Origin of the sequence: Christiangramia flava JLT2011, assembly GCF_001951155.1 — a bacterium.
In the GTDB taxonomy this organism is placed as follows: Bacteria; Bacteroidota; Bacteroidia; order Flavobacteriales; family Flavobacteriaceae; genus Christiangramia; species Christiangramia flava.
This window is the reverse complement of the sequence record NZ_CP016359.1, coordinates 639,757-655,828: the sequence shown is the minus strand read 5'-3', so window position 1 is coordinate 655,828 and position 16,072 is coordinate 639,757. Positions and strand designations below refer to the sequence as shown.

Annotated in this window: 14 protein-coding genes; 7 read left to right on the top strand and 7 right to left on the bottom strand. The window is 44.3% G+C overall.

The window, feature by feature from the left end:
- Positions 1 to 5: 5 nt before the first annotated feature.
- Positions 6 to 1,148 (bottom strand): hypothetical protein, encoded by a 1,143-nt coding sequence (locus GRFL_RS02610; protein ID WP_083643158.1) that lies wholly within the window; start codon positions 1,146 to 1,148, stop codon positions 6 to 8.
- Positions 1,149 to 1,276: 128 nt separating this feature from the next.
- On the bottom strand, positions 1,277 to 2,095 hold the full coding sequence (kdsA, locus tag GRFL_RS02605) for a 3-deoxy-8-phosphooctulonate synthase (RefSeq protein WP_083643157.1): 819 nt from the start codon (positions 2,093 to 2,095) through the stop codon (positions 1,277 to 1,279).
- A gap of 114 nt (positions 2,096 to 2,209) precedes the next feature.
- On the opposite strand from kdsA, the gene GRFL_RS02600 reads away from it, so the two are divergent.
- From GRFL_RS02600 to GRFL_RS02590, 4 genes are all read left to right on the top strand, one after another.
- Positions 2,210 to 2,695, top strand: a complete 486-nt coding sequence (locus GRFL_RS02600) for a DinB family protein (protein ID WP_083643156.1) — start codon at positions 2,210 to 2,212, stop codon at positions 2,693 to 2,695.
- Positions 2,685 to 2,852, top strand: coding sequence for a hypothetical protein (locus GRFL_RS17975; RefSeq protein WP_157492989.1), 168 nt, complete (start codon positions 2,685 to 2,687; stop codon positions 2,850 to 2,852). The genes GRFL_RS02600 and GRFL_RS17975 overlap by 11 nt, the downstream gene beginning before the upstream one ends.
- An 88-nt stretch (positions 2,853 to 2,940) precedes the next feature.
- On the top strand, positions 2,941 to 4,743 hold the full coding sequence (gene typA / locus GRFL_RS02595; protein ID WP_083643155.1) for a translational GTPase TypA: 1,803 nt from the start codon (positions 2,941 to 2,943) through the stop codon (positions 4,741 to 4,743).
- A 62-nt stretch (positions 4,744 to 4,805) separates the two neighbouring features.
- Positions 4,806 to 5,048, top strand: a complete 243-nt coding sequence (locus GRFL_RS02590) for a YgjV family protein (RefSeq protein WP_083643154.1) — start codon at positions 4,806 to 4,808, stop codon at positions 5,046 to 5,048.
- Between the two features lie 96 nt (positions 5,049 to 5,144).
- Here GRFL_RS02590 and GRFL_RS02585 read toward each other — a convergent pair whose 3' ends face one another.
- From GRFL_RS02585 to GRFL_RS02575, 3 genes are all read right to left on the bottom strand, one after another.
- Entirely contained in the window at positions 5,145 to 5,642 is a 498-nt protein-coding gene (locus GRFL_RS02585; protein ID WP_083643153.1) for a carboxypeptidase-like regulatory domain-containing protein, read from the bottom strand.
- A gap of 220 nt (positions 5,643 to 5,862) precedes the next feature.
- Positions 5,863 to 6,609: a polyphosphate--glucose phosphotransferase gene (gene ppgK / locus GRFL_RS02580; protein WP_083643152.1), complete on the bottom strand. Its 747-nt coding sequence runs from the start codon at positions 6,607 to 6,609 to the stop codon at positions 5,863 to 5,865.
- Positions 6,610 to 6,684: 75 nt separating this feature from the next.
- Entirely contained in the window at positions 6,685 to 7,368 is a 684-nt protein-coding gene (locus GRFL_RS02575; protein ID WP_083643151.1) for a cell division ATP-binding protein FtsE, read from the bottom strand.
- Between the two features lie 159 nt (positions 7,369 to 7,527).
- Between GRFL_RS02575 and GRFL_RS02570 the strand changes: the two genes are divergently transcribed.
- Both GRFL_RS02570 and GRFL_RS02565 read left to right on the top strand, forming a co-directional pair.
- Complete coding sequence (locus GRFL_RS02570) at positions 7,528 to 10,548, top strand: tetratricopeptide repeat protein (protein ID WP_083643150.1); 3,021 nt, start codon at positions 7,528 to 7,530, stop codon at positions 10,546 to 10,548.
- A 28-nt stretch (positions 10,549 to 10,576) separates the two neighbouring features.
- Positions 10,577 to 12,298, top strand: a complete 1,722-nt coding sequence (locus GRFL_RS02565) for a TonB-dependent receptor (protein ID WP_083643149.1) — start codon at positions 10,577 to 10,579, stop codon at positions 12,296 to 12,298.
- Between the two features lie 63 nt (positions 12,299 to 12,361).
- Here GRFL_RS02565 and GRFL_RS02560 read toward each other — a convergent pair whose 3' ends face one another.
- Both GRFL_RS02560 and amrB read right to left on the bottom strand, forming a co-directional pair.
- Positions 12,362 to 13,738, bottom strand: coding sequence for an amidohydrolase family protein (locus GRFL_RS02560; protein WP_083643148.1), 1,377 nt, complete (start codon positions 13,736 to 13,738; stop codon positions 12,362 to 12,364).
- Positions 13,739 to 13,747: 9 nt separating this feature from the next.
- Complete coding sequence (gene amrB, locus GRFL_RS02555; RefSeq protein ID WP_083643147.1) at positions 13,748 to 14,803, bottom strand: AmmeMemoRadiSam system protein B; 1,056 nt, start codon at positions 14,801 to 14,803, stop codon at positions 13,748 to 13,750.
- Positions 14,804 to 14,935: 132 nt separating this feature from the next.
- Here amrB and GRFL_RS02550 point away from each other — a divergent pair, with 132 nt between their 5' ends.
- Complete coding sequence (locus GRFL_RS02550; protein WP_083643146.1) at positions 14,936 to 16,066, top strand: hypothetical protein; 1,131 nt, start codon at positions 14,936 to 14,938, stop codon at positions 16,064 to 16,066.
- The last annotated feature ends 6 nt before the right edge of the window (positions 16,067 to 16,072 follow it).

Genomic DNA, 16,072 nt, shown 5'->3' with positions numbered 1-16,072 from the left:
TCAGATTAGAAATAATAGCCAATATTGATATTGAATCGGGCTTCCCATTTCGCATTGGGGTCGCCGGCCGCGAAATCGTCTACGAAATTTCCGCCTAGCCAGGAATGATTGTAACCCGCAGCATAGTCAATATAAGTATAAAGATGCCCCGCTGTCACCAGGACACCGGTAACGTTCATAAAAGAATCTTCGAAACTTTGCGGTTCCTTATCCATATACCCAAAATCATTATAGAATTGCAGGTTGGATACAGGTCCCCAGCTTACCGGAACATTTCTGGAGATTGCCGCAGTATAGACCTTGAAATTTGCGGCTACCTCGTAAGGCACGCCGTAAGCACCCATCTGGATTACTTGGTCGCTTGTTCCCGGAGCGTTTTTTGGATCATGGCCGGCTTTGATAGCCTGTAATTTCAGGTTCCAGCGTTGATAATTGACCTCGTAATGAGCAGCCAGCCCATAGTGTGAACCGGTTTCTTCTGTGTCCAGGTTATACAATCCTCCAAACTGAAGGGATGCGCCGAGACGCTGTTCAAAGGTTTCTCCAAATTTGTAGACCAGTTTTCCGTTGATTTGGTTCACCTCTTTGTTGCGCCCTACCACGTCGTAGGCATATCGCGAAGACGAAGATTCAGTCGTTCCGCCGAATTGTAATTCTTCGGAATTTTTATAAAAAGCCAGGTTATATTCGAAGTTTTCTCCTACATGGAGGAACTTCACGCCCATGTCGTGGTCGTCTTCCAGCCCCATATAATAGGTGATATTGAAAAACCAGTTATGAGAATTGTATTGCTGAATGCCAAAAGGAACCTGGTGCAACCCCAGCTGAATTTCATCGGTTTCGCTGAAGCGGTAACCCATCCAGCCCTGTTTTAAAAAGCCGCCCCCAAAGGCTTCAGAATAAATCCGGTATTCGGCGTTTAGGTAAACATCTTTCCAGGAAGCATCAAAATTGACCCGGAACATGTCATAACCAAAATCACCGCCGCGGTTTTTCTGGCCTTCCTTCCAGGAAGAAAGGTTGTAGTTGAATCTTAGGGCTCCGCCAACATTTATTTTTGGCTTTTCCTGCGCTTCCAGTTCACCCAGCGGTAGGATGCATAAAAGGAACAGGCTTATTTTCTGAAGACAAGTAGTAGTTGTTCTCATGTGTTTGAATAAAGCTGTCTTTTTTAAGTTAGCACAGATTTACGGCAACCACATGGCTTTTAATTAAAAATTAGTATTTGGAGCTAAACGTTAGGAAAGAAAAAACTCTCCCGAAGGAGAGCTGTATTTTAAAGGCTTTTGATCGTTTTCCTGATCGCTGTGAGATTGCTTAGGAGTTTTTCCAAATGCGAGAGATCCAGCATATTGGCACCGTCACTTTTAGCATTGGCAGGATCGAAATGGGTTTCAATAAAGAGACCATCTACATGGTTTACCACACCAGCGCGGGCTATGGTTTCGATCATATCTGGTCTGCCGCCGGTTACCCCGCTGCTCTGGTTAGGCTGTTGCAGGGAATGGGTCACATCAAGTACCACTGGCGCGAATTCTCTCATGGTAGGGATCCCGCGGAAATCCACTATAAGATCCTGATAGCCGAACATGGTGCCACGATCGGTTACCATCACCTGCTCGTTCTGGCAATCAGTTACCTTCGTGACGGCATGTTTCATACTTTCCGGACTCATGAATTGTCCTTTTTTCAGATTGACGACTTTTCCCGTTTCTGCTGCCGCGACAACCAGGTCGGTCTGGCGCACCAGGAATGCCGGGATCTGCAGGACATCCACATATTCCGCAGCGAGTTGAGCGTCGCTGATCTCATGAATATCAGTCACTGTTGGAATATCAAAAGTTTCAGAAACCTTCCGAAGGATTTTCAGGGCTTTTTCATCTCCGATCCCGGTAAAACTATCGATGCGGCTGCGATTAGCCTTTTTGAAGGAACCTTTGAAAACATAAGGAATTTCCAGTTTATGGGTAATTTCGACCACACGTTCAGCAATTCGCATCGCCATATCTTCACCTTCAATGGCGCAGGGGCCACATAACAAAAAGAAATTATCGCTGTTTTGGTGTTTGATCTTCGGAATTTTGGAAAGTTTCATATACTCAATTTGTGAGCAAAGATAATTAATCGGCTTCTGAAAATGATTTTTTCAGGAGCCCGATTCTGGCAATTTCCGTAACTTAGGTCTTAGAATCAACAAATCTCATCAGTCATGAAAATCCAAGAGTTTTTAATTCCGCAGCTGAAACAGGAAGTAGCTTTGACCGAAAAATTCCTGAAACGAATTCCAGAAGACAAAATGAGCTGGAAACCGCATGAAAAATCGATGAGCATGCAACAACTGGCCAATCATCTTGCGGAAATTCCAGGGTGGATCACCGGAACGATGGAAGCCGGCGAATGGGATCTTACCGGTTACGAAGCTCCTAATAAAAAGACTGTTTCAGAGATCGTAGCTGATCTGAAAGACAATGCGGCTGCCGCCGAGAAAGCTTTGGAAAAACCCGATGAGGAATATTCTAAAACCTGGAAAATGACCAAGGGTGAGGAGACTGTTTTTGAAATGCCCAAGCTGCAAACTTTGCAAACGGTTGTGATGAACCAGTTCCCGCACCATCGTGCTCAGCTGGGGGTATATTTCAGGTTGTTGGATATTTCGGTGCCATCATCCTACGGGCCTTCGGCAGATGAGCAGTAATAAGGCTTCTTTTTACCTGGTTAGTTTCTTCATGGTCATTGCTTTAGCGCTATTTCTATACTGGCGCGCGGGCATTGGCTGGCAGATTTATGTCCTGCTTTTGGCTGCGGTGGTCTATCTGGTACTCTTCTTTCTGAAAATTTTAAATCTTAAGTAGTTTTAAATCAATTGATTAAATATAATTTCAGAAATAGATGGAATAGCAAAAAATAGCTGTACATTTGCAGCCTGAAAAAATGGGCTATATGTCATCTATTAGAAACATCGCAATTATTGCACACGTTGACCACGGGAAAACTACCCTGGTTGATAAGATTATGTACCACTGTCAGCTTTTCCGCGATAACGAAAGTACCGGAGAACTTATTCTTGATAACAATGACCTGGAACGCGAAAGAGGTATTACCATTACTTCCAAGAACGTTTCGGTTACGTATAAAGACACGAAGATCAATATTATCGATACTCCTGGTCACGCCGATTTTGGTGGTGAGGTAGAGCGTGTATTGAATATGGCAGATGGTGTGCTTCTTTTGGTTGATGCTTTTGAAGGGCCTATGCCTCAAACGCGTTTCGTATTGCAGAAGGCGATCGATCTTGGATTGAAGCCATGTGTGGTGATCAATAAAGTTGATAAGGAAAACTGTACTCCAGACGAGGTTCATGAAAAGGTTTTTGACCTCATGTTCGAACTGGGTGCAGAAGAGTGGCAGCTGGATTTCCCAACCGTTTATGGTTCGGCAAAAAACAACTGGATGAGCGAAGACTGGCAGGATCAGACTGAAAATATTGAGCCGCTTCTGGATATGGTTTTGGAACACATCCCTGAGCCAAAAGTTTCTAAAGACGGAACACCGCAGATGTTGATCACTTCCCTGGATTTCTCTTCTTTTACCGGTCGTATCGCGATTGGTAGACTGCAAAGAGGTATCCTTAAGGAAAACCAGCAGGTTTCTTTGGTGAAACGTGATGGTAGCATCAAGAAATCTAAAATTAAAGAACTACATATTTTTGAAGGTCTTGGTCGCCGTAAGGTTGAGCAGGTGGAAGCCGGTGATATCTGTGCGATCGTTGGTCTGGAAGGATTCGAAATTGGTGATACTGTGGCCGATATCGAAAACCCTGAAGGATTGAAGACCATCGCGATCGATGAGCCTACGATGAGTATGCTTTTCACGATTAACGATTCTCCTTTCTTCGGAAAAGACGGAAAATTCGTGACTTCCCGTCACATAAAGGAACGTTTGATCAAGGAATTGGAGAAAAACCTGGCTCTTAGAGTGGAGGAAACCGATAGCGCCGATAAATTCATGGTTTATGGCCGTGGGGTACTGCATTTATCTGTTTTGATCGAAACTATGCGTCGTGAAGGTTATGAATTGCAGATCGGTCAGCCTCAGGTGATCATTAAGGAAATTGACGGAGTGAAATGTGAGCCGGTTGAAGAGCTTACGATCGATCTTCCGGAAGATGTTTCTGGTAAGGCCGTGGAAATGGTGACCATGAGAAAAGGGGAGATGTTGAGTATGGAAGCTCGCGGTGATCGTATGAATATCCAGTTCATCATTCCTTCAAGAGGAATCATTGGTTTGAGAAACCAGTTGCTTACGGCTACTGCCGGTGAAGCGATCATGGCTCACCGATATAAAGAATACCAGCCAATCAAAGGTGGAATTCCGGAGCGCCAGAATGGTTCTTTGGTTTCTATGGAAAAAGGTAAGGCAATTCCTTATTCTATCGATAAACTTCAGGACCGTGGAAGATTCTTCGTGGATCCGGGAGAGGATATTTACGAAGGGCAGGTTATCGGTGAGAACTCACGCCAGGATGATATGGTGGTGAATATCACGAAAACGAAAAAACTTTCGAACGTACGTTCTTCAGGAGCCGATGAAAAAGCGAAGATCGTTCCGGCGATCAAGTTTTCTCTGGAAGAAGCTTTGGAATATATTCAGAAAGATGAGTATGTGGAAGTTACTCCAAACCACCTGAGACTAAGAAAGGTTTTATTGACAGAGAACGAAAGAAAAAGATCCAAAGCGATCTAACATTGTTGAAATAATACTGACTAAGCCTGCCTTCGGGCGGGCTTTTTAATGATTTTTACCGAATGGAATTTGTAGGAATTACTCTGACTGAATGGATTGGCTACCTCGCCTCGTTTTTTGTGATGATCTCTTTCTTTATGCGCAACATCATCACCCTGCGTTACGTGAACAGCGTAGGTTGCAGCTTTTTTATCGCCTACGGAATATTATTGGGCTCCTGGCCGGTCATTATCACCAACGTGGCAATTCTGGCTGTTAATTTTTACTATCTTTTCATCAACAAGAGAAAACCGGAAACCACTTAGGAATTCGTTTTGGAATCGATTTAAAAGATTTTTCTTCCTTCCTGGAAGCGGAAATAGCTTAAAGTAGCCTTGATCCTGAATAACAATTTCTGAAAATCAGTTGCTGAAATAGTGTGTTTTTCGTTTCTGGTTTTGCAGTTTGATTTGCTTCTTCAATAAACCGGCTGAGCGGGTTTCGTAGAAGATATCCAAATCTTCATTTCCAAGGTATGCACTGATTAGAATTTTTTGCCCGGCAAGTACAAGCAGGCTGTCTTTTACAATTCTGAAAAAGTCTCTATACACTGTAATTTGATAGGTGCCCGCTGGAATTTCCAATTGAAACCTTCCAAGCGAATCGGTTGCTTGCTGGTACAAAAGCGCTTCTTCTTGAATAATTTTAATGGATGCATTTTCTAGCGGAAGCGAATCTTCCCGGTTTAAAACGAGACCTTCCAGCCATCCGTTTTGGGACCGATTTTGAATCTTCTCCTTTTCGATGGTTATTTCAGAAGGTAATCCAACCACATTCAAACAAACCGATCGCTTTCTATTGAATACGGAACAGCTGGAGAGGAGCAGGAAAAGCAATAAAATTTTTACACATTTATTCATACAATAATTACCGAATCCACAGCTGAAATGTTCAAAATAAAGTCATCTTCTTTAAAAGTACACTAGCTTCCATTTCCGGAGATAGTAAAAGATGAACAAAAAAAAGATTCCTGAAAATAGGCCATACTTCAGGAAGACAATTTAAAATCCTTTCGAAAGCAAGAATATCAGCACTGGAATTCAAATATCACAGGCCGTTCACGTTTTTTGGTACTATCTATCAATATTCCACTTTTTCGGCAGCCGCTACAGCAGCGCCGATAATTCCGGAATCATTCCGAAGTTTTGCCGGGATCATTCGCACGTCCTGGTTGAGAAAATGTACGAATTTGTCCCAGTCGTTTGAAATTCCGCCGCCAATGATAAGGAGATCGGGACAAATAATTCGCTGGATGTAGTTGAGAAACGTATCAAACCTTTTTCCCCATTCCTCGTAACTGAGATTCTGTGAAGTCTTGATGGAGGAAGCCGCCCAGTCTTCAATTTTGATGAATTCCTTGTAGGGGATCTGTCCCAGTTCGAAATTCGGAATGAGCTCGCCATTGAGGTAAGCGCCACTTCCGAGGCCCGTTCCCACGGTAATCGTAACCACGAGGCCTTTTTCATTTTGCCCGGCACCAAATCTCATTTCCGCAATTCCGGCGGCATCGGCATCGTTGAGCATGGTAAATGCCTGGCCGGTGACTTCCTGGAATAATTTATCTACGGAAACTCCCACCCAGTCTGCATGAAGATTGCCGGGATGCTTGCACACCCCATTCTTGATGATGCTTGGGAAACCGCAGCCTACCAATCCCGAATAATTGAAATGATCGAGCATTTCATCCACGCTTTGAGCAATATCTTCGGGTTTACGGGAATTGGGGGTAGTGATGCGATGGGTATCACCGTTAATTTCTCCGGTTTTAATGTTAACCAGTCCGCCTTTCAGGCTCGAACCTCCGATGTCTATTCCCAGTATTTCCATAAATTCAGTAGATGATGATCACAATTTAGGAAAAAGAAAGTTTCCCGCCATAGAAACCGGCAGGGCAGTATGCTATTAAACCGATTTCTGTACGACTTCAAATACTCGTTGCCCGTCACATTTCAGGGTTTTTGAAGGGTATTTCAGCAACAGGGCGTAATCATGGGTGGCCATGAGAATGGTATTTCCGTTTTTACTGATCTCCTGCAACACTTCCATCACTTCCACGGAAGTTTGGGGATCTAGGTTTCCGGTAGGCTCATCAGCCAGAATGAGTTCGGGTTTGTTCAGTAGAGCGCGGGCTATGGCCACACGCTGCTGTTCCCCACCAGAAAGCTGGTAAGGATATTTGAAACCTTTGGTTTTCATTCCAACCTTGTCCAGCACCTCGTCTATACGATGATCCATCTCGCTTTTGTTCTTCCAGCCGGTAGCTTTCAGCACAAAAAGCAGGTTGTCTTTCACCGTACGGTCTGTGAGCAATTTAAAATCCTGGAAGACCACGCCCAATTTTCGACGTAAGAACGGGATGTCTTTTTCCTTTAAAGTTCTGAGGTTATAATCCACAATATGGCCCTCTCCTTCTTTCAGCGGCAGGTCGCCATACAGTGTTTTCATGAAACTGCTTTTCCCGGTTCCCGTCTTCCCGATAAGGTATACAAAATCACCTTTATTTACGGTAACATCAACTTCAGATAAGATCAGACTTTCACGCTGGTAGATCGCCGCGTTCTTTAATTCCAGGACAGGTTGAGACATGAATTATTTTTGGATTAGGATTGTAAAGGTATTTTCAAAAATACAGATTTCAAAAATGCCTGGCACACTTTTTTCTTCGTTAACATAATTATAGAACTTAATGCACGTTATAGGTTAGCGCATTAATTTATCTTTGAATTCCAATCTAAAACGCAATAAATGACAATTAAGAAAGCTTACCTGCTGGTCTTTTTTATTTCTCTTTCGTTTACCGCACTGGCACAGCAATCGGCGGCTTATACCCATGAGCTGGTCGACTTCAACCGGGCGCTGGAATTGTACAATAATGAGCAGTTCCTCGCTGCCCAGAACCTTTTTGATAAGGTGAAAGACAATACCGAAGACGAAAAGATCAAAGGCGACTGTGCATATTACATCGCCAATGCTGCAGTAAGGCTGAACCAGCCCGGGGCCGATGACCTGATGGAAGATTTTGTGACCCGTTATCCTACCAGCACCAAGACCAATTCGGCTTATTTAGATGTGGCCGATTATTATTTTAAAACCGGAAAATATCCGCTTGCACGGAGATGGTACGACCGCGTGGACGAAAAGGCAATGAGCCGAAAGGACCGTGAACGCTTCTACTTCAATAACGGGTATGCTTATTTCCGTTCGAATGATAAGGAAAAGGCGGAAACTTATTTCAATAAGGTTCGTGATTCCAAAGAGTATGGAGCGCAGGCAAAATATTATTTAGGCTACATCGCTTACGAAGGCGACGATTATGAATCGGCGAATGAATACTTTGAAGAAGTGAAAGGAAATCAGCGTTATTCTGAAGACCTTTCCTATTTCCAGGCAGATATGAATTTCAAGCTAGGAAATTTCCAAAAAGCGATCGATCAGGGACTGGAGAATCTTCCGAAGTCCAATCCGCAGGAAAAATCCCAACTGAACAAGATCATCGGGGAAAGCTATTTCAATTTAGGACAATATGACCAGGCCATTCCGTATTTAAAAGAATATGGCGGCATGCGCGGAAAATGGAACAATACCGATTATTACCAGCTTGGATATGCTTATTACAAGCAGGGCGATTTTGAAGCCGCGATCAATGAATTCAACAAGATCATAGACGGGCAAAACGCGATCGCTCAAAATGCCTATTATCACCTGGCTCAATCTTACCTGAACCTGGACCAGAAGCAACAGGCGCTGAATGCTTTTAAAAATGCCAGCGAAATGGAATTTGATGTGAAAATTCAACAGGATGCTTTGCTGAATTATGCCAAGCTGAGTTATGAGATCGGGAACTCGTACGAGAGTCCGTCGCAGGTTTTGATGACCTATATCAATAAGTATCCTGAATCTGAACATCGCCAGGAAATGGAGAGTTTATTAATCGATTCTTTCATCACTTCCAAGAATTATGAAGAGGCGATGAGGTTACTGGAGAATAACCGAAATTTCAGCGATAAACAAGCTTACCAGAAAGTGGCTTATTATTACGGACTGGAATTATACGAGCAGGGAAATTATTACGATGCGATCAAGAATTTTGACAAGGCCTTGAGCGAACCTCGGGACCAGGTAATTACTGCCAAAGCAACTTTCTGGAAGGCGGAAAGCGAATACAACGTAAACCGTATGGAGGATGCGATCCTTGGCTACCGGGAATTCCGTGGAATGACTGCTGCTAAAGGAACCGATGAATATAAAGACCTCGATTACAATATTGGTTACGCGTATTTCAAAAAGAATGATTACGCAAAAGCCATTGATTATTTCAAATCTTATTCTTCCAGCGCAGAGGCTCAGGGCTCTAAAAAGAATGATGCACTATTGCGTTTGGGAGATACCTATTTTGTGAACAGCCAGTACTGGCCGGCGATGGAAACTTACCAAAGGGCGATCGACAACGGGGTGACGAATGGTGATTATGCAGCCTTTCAGAAGGCGATCAGCTACGGATTTGTGGGCAGGAACGATACCAAAATCGAAGAGCTGAACAGCTTCCTAAACCGCTACCCAAGATCTTCTTACCGTGATGATGCGATGTTCGAACTGGGAAACACCTATGTGGCGAACAATAATACTTCCCAGGCGATCCAGGCTTATAACAGGTTGATTCGCGATGTGCCGGAAAGTGCTTTGGTACCAAAGGCCATGTTGAGACAGGGATTGATCTATTATAACGGGAACGAGGGAAATAAAGCCTTGGAACGTTTAAGAAAAGTAGTAGCTGAATATCCAAATACTCCGGAAGCCAAGCAGGCAGTTTCCACCGCGAGAAATGTGTACGTGGATCTTGGTCGTACCGATGAGTATGCAAGCTGGGTTCGAAATATCGATTTTGTGGAAGTGAGCGATGCCGACCTGGATAACACGACTTACGAGGCTGCGGAAAATCAATATTTGAACGACAATACGGCGCAGGCAATTTCGAATTTTGAAAAATATGTACGGGATTTCCCGAATGGAATACATTCCATTAATGCCAATTTCTACCTGGCGCAGTTGTATTACCGCGACGGAAAAGTGGATAAATCAATTCCACATTATAAATATGTGACCACCAAACCGAAAAATGAGTTCAGTGAGCAGTCGCTGGCCAGACTTTCAGAAATATACCTAGAGAAGAAGAATTATGCTGAAGCCTTGCCATTGCTGGAAAAACTTGAAAAGCAGGCCGATAATGATCAAAATGTGGTTTTTGCTCAATCAAATTTGATGAAATCGTATTACGAAACCGGCAATTTTGCGAAAGCCAATCAATATGCCGAGAAGGTATTGAGTAACCCTGCTTCCGAAGAAGCGGCTAAAAATGATGCGCGGGTGATGGTGGCAAGAGCGGCAATCCAGTCGGGTAATGAAAGCAAGGCACGTTCGGCTTATAAGGAAGTTCAGAAAACGGCCAAAGGGGAACTGGCGGCAGAAGCACTGTATTACGATGCTTATTTCAAAAATAAGGACCGCAATTATGAAGCTTCCAATGCAGCAGTTCAGATCCTGGCAAAAGATTTTTCAGGTTATAAGCTCTGGGGAGCGAAAGGACTGGTCCTGATGGCCAAGAATTTCTATGCGCTCGATGACGCATACCAGGCCACTTATATTTTGGATAACGTGATCAAGAACTTCCAGAAATACCCGGAAGTGGTAGCCGAAGCGAAAGCAGAACAGGCCCGAATCAAAACCCAGGAAGCGAAGACCAATTCTTCCGTAGAAACAAATAACTAAACTTAATCTCAACTAGATTCTTAGCTATATGCGATCAAAAGCAATCAGGAAAAGTCTCCTACTATTCATTTCTATCTGCGGCGGAGTTCTTTACGCGCAGGATCCAATAGGCAGCGAGACCGTAACAGTGGTCAAACCGTATACGCCATCAGTAAAAGATGCGAACAAGATTCGTGAAACTCCTACTCGCAGTGACTCGGTCACGCTTCAGAAAAAACCGGTGAAATATTCCATATTTTCGGTGCCTGTGGCTTCGACTTTTACTCCGGCAAAGGGACGTGCCACGGTCGTTGAACGCGAACATCCACCAAAAGTGTATGATAATTATGCCACGCTTGGCTTCGGAAATTATTCGAATGTCCTGGCCGAATTCTACTCGAATCTCGAGATAGATCGCGGCAGCAATTTTGGGATATTCATGAACCACAATTCATCTCAGGGCGGCATTGACGGCGTGGAACTCGAAAATAAATTCTATGATACCGAGCTCAATTTGAGTTACAATATGCGGGATCGCGATTATTCGTGGATGACCGAAGTTGGCGGCGAACACCAGCTTTTTAACTGGTATGGGCTTCCCGAAAACAACGGTTTAAGCGAATCACAATTACTGGCGATCGATCCCGGCCACAGTCTTTTTTCAGCCTATTTAGGCGGCGAAATAGATTTGTATGACTCCTTCTTTAAATCGGCAGATGCGAAATTGCGTTATACCGGCGATAGCTACGCTACTTCCGAACTGCGTTTTACAGCTAATACTGATCTGGAGCTGGAAATTGCAGAAGAGCTGATCTCGATCGATCTCGGAGCCGATATCCTGAACGGAAGTTTTGAGGATGGGTATTTTACCAGTCCCGGTGATGAATATACCTATCTGAATTTTTCTGCGACTCCCAGTTTACTGATTTTACGCGATGATTTGAGCATCAATCTGGGAGTTTCTTTTGTATACGGAATGGACACGAAAAATAGCGATAACAGCTTTTACCTGTATCCAGCGGTTACCGCGAGTTACCGACTCGCTGGCGATTATTTCACCGCTTATGCCGGTCTGGAAGGTGGGCTGAACCAGAACAGCTATTACGACCTGTTTCAGGAAAACCCATATGTGTCACCAACGCTGGATATCATGCCTACTGATAATGAATACAACGGATATTTGGGCGGTAAAGGGAAGCTGAGCAACGCATTCTCCTACAACCTGAGAGCCAGCTATAATTCAGAATTCAATAAGCCACTTTTCCGAAGAAATTATGATGCTTCTTCGCTTGCGGCGGAAGATTATACTTATGGCAACAGCTTTGGAGTGGTGTATGACGATGTGAAAACCCTGTCATTTTTTGCCGAAATCAACGTGGATGTAAACAATGATTTCCGTTTAGGTCTAAGCGGGGAATTCTTTGATTATTCTACTGATGAGCAGGTCGAAGCCTGGAATTTGCCAAATATGAAGGCCAGCCTGAATGCCGATTATCAGATCACTGATAAATGGTATACCGGTGCCAATCTATTCTATGTGGGCGAGCGAATGGACCAGTATAGTAGTGTGAATGACGCTTCGGCGCCAATGACTGTGACCTTAGACAGCTATTTTGATGTGAATGCTCATCTGGGCTATCGCTTCAACGACCGCCTGTCAGCATTTCTTAAGGGAAGTAACCTGTTGAACAATAATTATCAGAAATGGATGGATTATGATGTTCAGGGAGTGCAGGTGCTTGCCGGAGCCACCTATAAATTCGATTTCTAACTCTGAAATTAGAAGTTTACAGCATCAAAAAACCTTCAGAAAAACTGAAGGTTTTTTTCGTTTCTAGTCTGCCAGGTCACGAGGTTTCATCGTTTCTCCGTTTTTGATCACGTAAATGATACTACTGGTATTTTCAATATCTTCCAGCGGATTCTTATTCAGGATCAGGATATCTCCAATTTTTCCTTTTTCGATAGCGCCGTAATCTTTTTCCAAACCGAAGAATTTCGGTCCGTTGATGACTGAAGTTTGCAGAGCCTGGGCAGGTGTAAGACCTGCATCAACCAGGGCTTTTAATTCAGCGTGCAGGGATTGGCCGGGATACACGAAGGAGTTGTAAGCGCCGCAGTCTGATCCCGCGACGATATTTACTCCGGAATTGAACATGGGGACGATCATTTTTTCACTGAGTTCCTGGACTTTGCTTCGCATGGTATTGCCAGAGGCTTTTGCCTGTTTTGCGGCATCTATCCTGCGCTGGTATGTCTTCCTGATGCCTCTGCCAATATGTTCCAGGGTACTGTCCTGTCCATGATCGGTATCGGCCAGCCCGGAAAGTACTTTGCCTATATGAAGGGTAGGAGTAATACTGGTTTTCTGAACCTTCAGTTTCGAAAAGACCATATTGGCCAGGTTCTCATCATAAGAATCTACCAGGTCGTTCATCATTCCGTAGCCCAGGCCAAGATTGCTCAGGCTGTCAGCTTTCGGGGAGCAGGCTTTGATGATATAATACATATGTTCACTCCCGTCGAGACCGTAATCTACTGCGGTAAGGAAATTGGCATCCATCGGCATATGACCTGTGGTTTTCATTCCGCGTTTTTCAGCCTCCTGGATGATCTTGTAAAAATTTTCAGGAGTGATACTTCCGTCGTAGATCTTTACGAAATCTACCTTCATATCCTGAAGCGAATCCAGAGCTTGCTGAACATCCTGGTCGCTGACTACTGAAATCGAACCTTCCCAGGCAGGATCTTTCCCATCCAGTTTCGGCCCGGAGGTGAAAATTCTGGGGCCTTCCAGTTTTCCGCTTTCAATATTTTTTTTCCAGCTCAGGAGCTGTGGTGTAATATCTCCACCGGCATCCCGAACGGTAGTGATTCCGTAGGAAAGGAACAATTTTAGGAAATCCTTGTTTTCTTTTGCAAGTTGCTCTCCGCCGCGGAAATGAACGTGCATGTCCCACAACCCAGGAATGAGGAATTTACCCTGTGCGTCCAGCGTTTCCGAAGAGTCATAATTGTCGCGACCGCTCATGGGGCCGGTGTAAGCGATCGTATCATCTTTGATCCCGATCATCTGGTTCCTGATGACCTGGTTGTTCTTCACATCCACGATATTCGCGTTGGTGATGAGCAAATCATAATCCCCACGACTGTTATCGTCGCAGGAAATCAGAAGGATGGAAAATAGAAGTAGAATATGTAGTTTTTTCATAGTGCAGGTTTACTGGTAGCTCATTCCGAGATAAGCGACCCAATGTGTTGGTTTTGCGGGAGCGGTGGTTCCCATCCCTAGATCGGTGACCGGGATATGTTCATTGTAAAGGCTGGAACGGTAGCCAATCAGGCTGCCATTCAGGTTCTGGTGGTTTAGCATCATGTTCAGTTTATTAGCAAATAATAAACCAAACGGGACCGAGTACCTTCCGCACCAGGTCCAATCGTACTGTTTATAATTATTTCCATCAACCGTGTACTGGTTGAACTGCTTAATTTTTTCTTCGGAAAGTGTTCCTTTTAGGGTTTCTTCAATAATCTTTTCATCTTTCTGGTGGGCCCTGGCATTGCCAATACTGTCGGTCCCAAAAGGCGCCAGGTCACTGCCGCCCCAATCTTCACTACCGTAATGTATCGCGTCGTTGGAAATGACGATGGCGACATCCTGGCCAAACTCCAGCTGCTCTGTTATTAATACTTCCTTCGTCGCCCTGGCGAGTTCTTCGGAAAATTGCTGCATATCGCTGAATTTCATGTAGGGTACCAAAACGGGAATGATTTCCACATTCTTGTCTTTTTTCTGAAGAAACGGCACTATGGCTTCCAGGGAATGCTCGAGTTGCATCATCGAATCATGGACGATATAGACTTCTGGATCCAGGTTTTTCAGGATCTTCTCCCTTAGGGCTGAAATTTTTACTTTTCCGTAGGGCGCTTCCCAATTATCAAAATCGCCAAAAATCAGTTGGTCTGCCAGGTCGTAATTTTTCGCTCTGTGTGCAACGCCCACCAGGATGACGGTTGACGCCTGGATGCCGGAAAGCGTCCTGGCATATAAACCACCGGCATAGGTGTAATCATCGTGGGGGTTGATCACCGCTTTGTAGATTTCGTGGTTGGGCATCTTATCTTCGGAAGCGATTCTGGCGTAGACACTATCCATTTGCCAGGCGTGTTTGGCAAAACCTATGGAATCATGAAAATGCCTGGTTCTTTCTTCCGGTTGCTGGGCGAACACCACCGAAAAAATAAAAAAACAAACTATCGAAAGCCTGAAATTCATGTAGTGGTAATTTGCCCTAAATTAGGCTTTTTTGGGCAATTTTCGACTATCTCGCGTCCTGTCCATTTTTTAAATTATGGTGAAAAGCGGGAAAAAGTATATTTTAGTCGCCTAACTGTATAGCTAAAATACATGGCCAAAAAATTCAGGCGGATTAACCGCGACCGACCCTACCTGAACCTCCTTGACGTCCTGGTAAAAGAAAAAACATTCCTTTCCATCGTGATCGTGGGAATCATTCTCGCAGGAATCATGACCGGTTACCCGCGTGGGGCCATGTGGCTGGGCTTTTTCTTCGCGGCTTACGCAACCGTAGCCAATGACAGTATTCAGTCTCTCGGGACTTTTATTGAAAGTAATAAAGCCAAGAAATGGTGGATCTTATGGCTTTTTGTGGGAAGCATTTTCGTAGCAACGGTGGCATTCAGCTGGGTGTATTTTGATGGGGATGTAACCTATCAGCGTTTGTTGAATCCTGACGGGACTTCAGATTATCCACATCCGGAGCGGTTCAGTTTCTTTCAGATCATCGCCCCATTGGTGCTGCTCATCCTTACTCGTTTAAGAATGCCAGTTTCTACTACTTTCCTCATCTTAAGTGTATTTAGCGCTGATACTTCCGGGATCACATCGGTGATCGGGAAAAGCTTATCGGGTTACGTACTGGCATTCATCCTGTCTTTTGCCGTCTGGTATTTTTCCTATAATATCATCAGGAAATATTTTAAAAGCCGCAATGCTAGCAATGTCTGGACCGCCGTTCAATGGATCGTTAGCGGAACGCTCTGGGCTGTCTGGGTGATGCAGGACGGCGCCAATATTGCAGTGTTCCTGCCTCGCCAGCAAAACCTCCTGCAATTCATCATTTTTGCCATTACCATTTTCATGGGCTTAGGCCTGCTATTCTATCTACGTGGCGACCGTATTCAGGAAGTGGTCAGCGAGAAATCCCGAATTTCAGATATTCGCGCCGCCACACTTGTAGATTTCACCTATGTATTGCTCTTGATCTATAAACTTTTTATCAGCACCGTGCCAATGAGTACAACCTGGGTGTTCCTGGGTGTTATTGGCGGTAGGGAAATTGCGATTAGCCTGGCCCGTAAGAAAAAGGGCAAAAAACATCGTAATAAAGCTTTTAGGCTCATTACCAGGGATTTTGGCTATGCCTTTTTAGGGTTGATCATTTCCGTAGCGCTGGCCGCAGCAGCCAACCAAACCATTCGCGATACGATTCTCAATGCCTTATCTTCCATTTTATAAAAACAT

Coding starts and splice junctions, on each gene's coding strand:
- GRFL_RS02585 (WP_083643153.1), bottom strand. CDS start 5,642: ATGAATAAATGTGTAAAAATTTTATTGCTTTTCCTGCTCCTCTCCAGC.
- ppgK (WP_083643152.1), bottom strand. CDS start 6,609: ATGGAAATACTGGGAATAGACATCGGAGGTTCGAGCCTGAAAGGCGGA.
- GRFL_RS02590 (WP_083643154.1), top strand. CDS start 4,806: ATGGAATTTGTAGGAATTACTCTGACTGAATGGATTGGCTACCTCGCC.
- typA (WP_083643155.1), top strand. CDS start 2,941: ATGTCATCTATTAGAAACATCGCAATTATTGCACACGTTGACCACGGG.
- amrB (WP_083643147.1), bottom strand. CDS start 14,803: ATGAATTTCAGGCTTTCGATAGTTTGTTTTTTTATTTTTTCGGTGGTG.
- kdsA (WP_083643157.1), bottom strand. CDS start 2,095: ATGAAACTTTCCAAAATTCCGAAGATCAAACACCAAAACAGCGATAAT.
- GRFL_RS02560 (WP_083643148.1), bottom strand. CDS start 13,738: ATGAAAAAACTACATATTCTACTTCTATTTTCCATCCTTCTGATTTCC.
- GRFL_RS02565 (WP_083643149.1), top strand. CDS start 10,577: ATGCGATCAAAAGCAATCAGGAAAAGTCTCCTACTATTCATTTCTATC.
- GRFL_RS17975 (WP_157492989.1), top strand. CDS start 2,685: ATGAGCAGTAATAAGGCTTCTTTTTACCTGGTTAGTTTCTTCATGGTC.
- GRFL_RS02575 (WP_083643151.1), bottom strand. CDS start 7,368: ATGTCTCAACCTGTCCTGGAATTAAAGAACGCGGCGATCTACCAGCGT.
- GRFL_RS02570 (WP_083643150.1), top strand. CDS start 7,528: ATGACAATTAAGAAAGCTTACCTGCTGGTCTTTTTTATTTCTCTTTCG.
- GRFL_RS02600 (WP_083643156.1), top strand. CDS start 2,210: ATGAAAATCCAAGAGTTTTTAATTCCGCAGCTGAAACAGGAAGTAGCT.
- GRFL_RS02550 (WP_083643146.1), top strand. CDS start 14,936: ATGGCCAAAAAATTCAGGCGGATTAACCGCGACCGACCCTACCTGAAC.
- GRFL_RS02610 (WP_083643158.1), bottom strand. CDS start 1,148: ATGAGAACAACTACTACTTGTCTTCAGAAAATAAGCCTGTTCCTTTTA.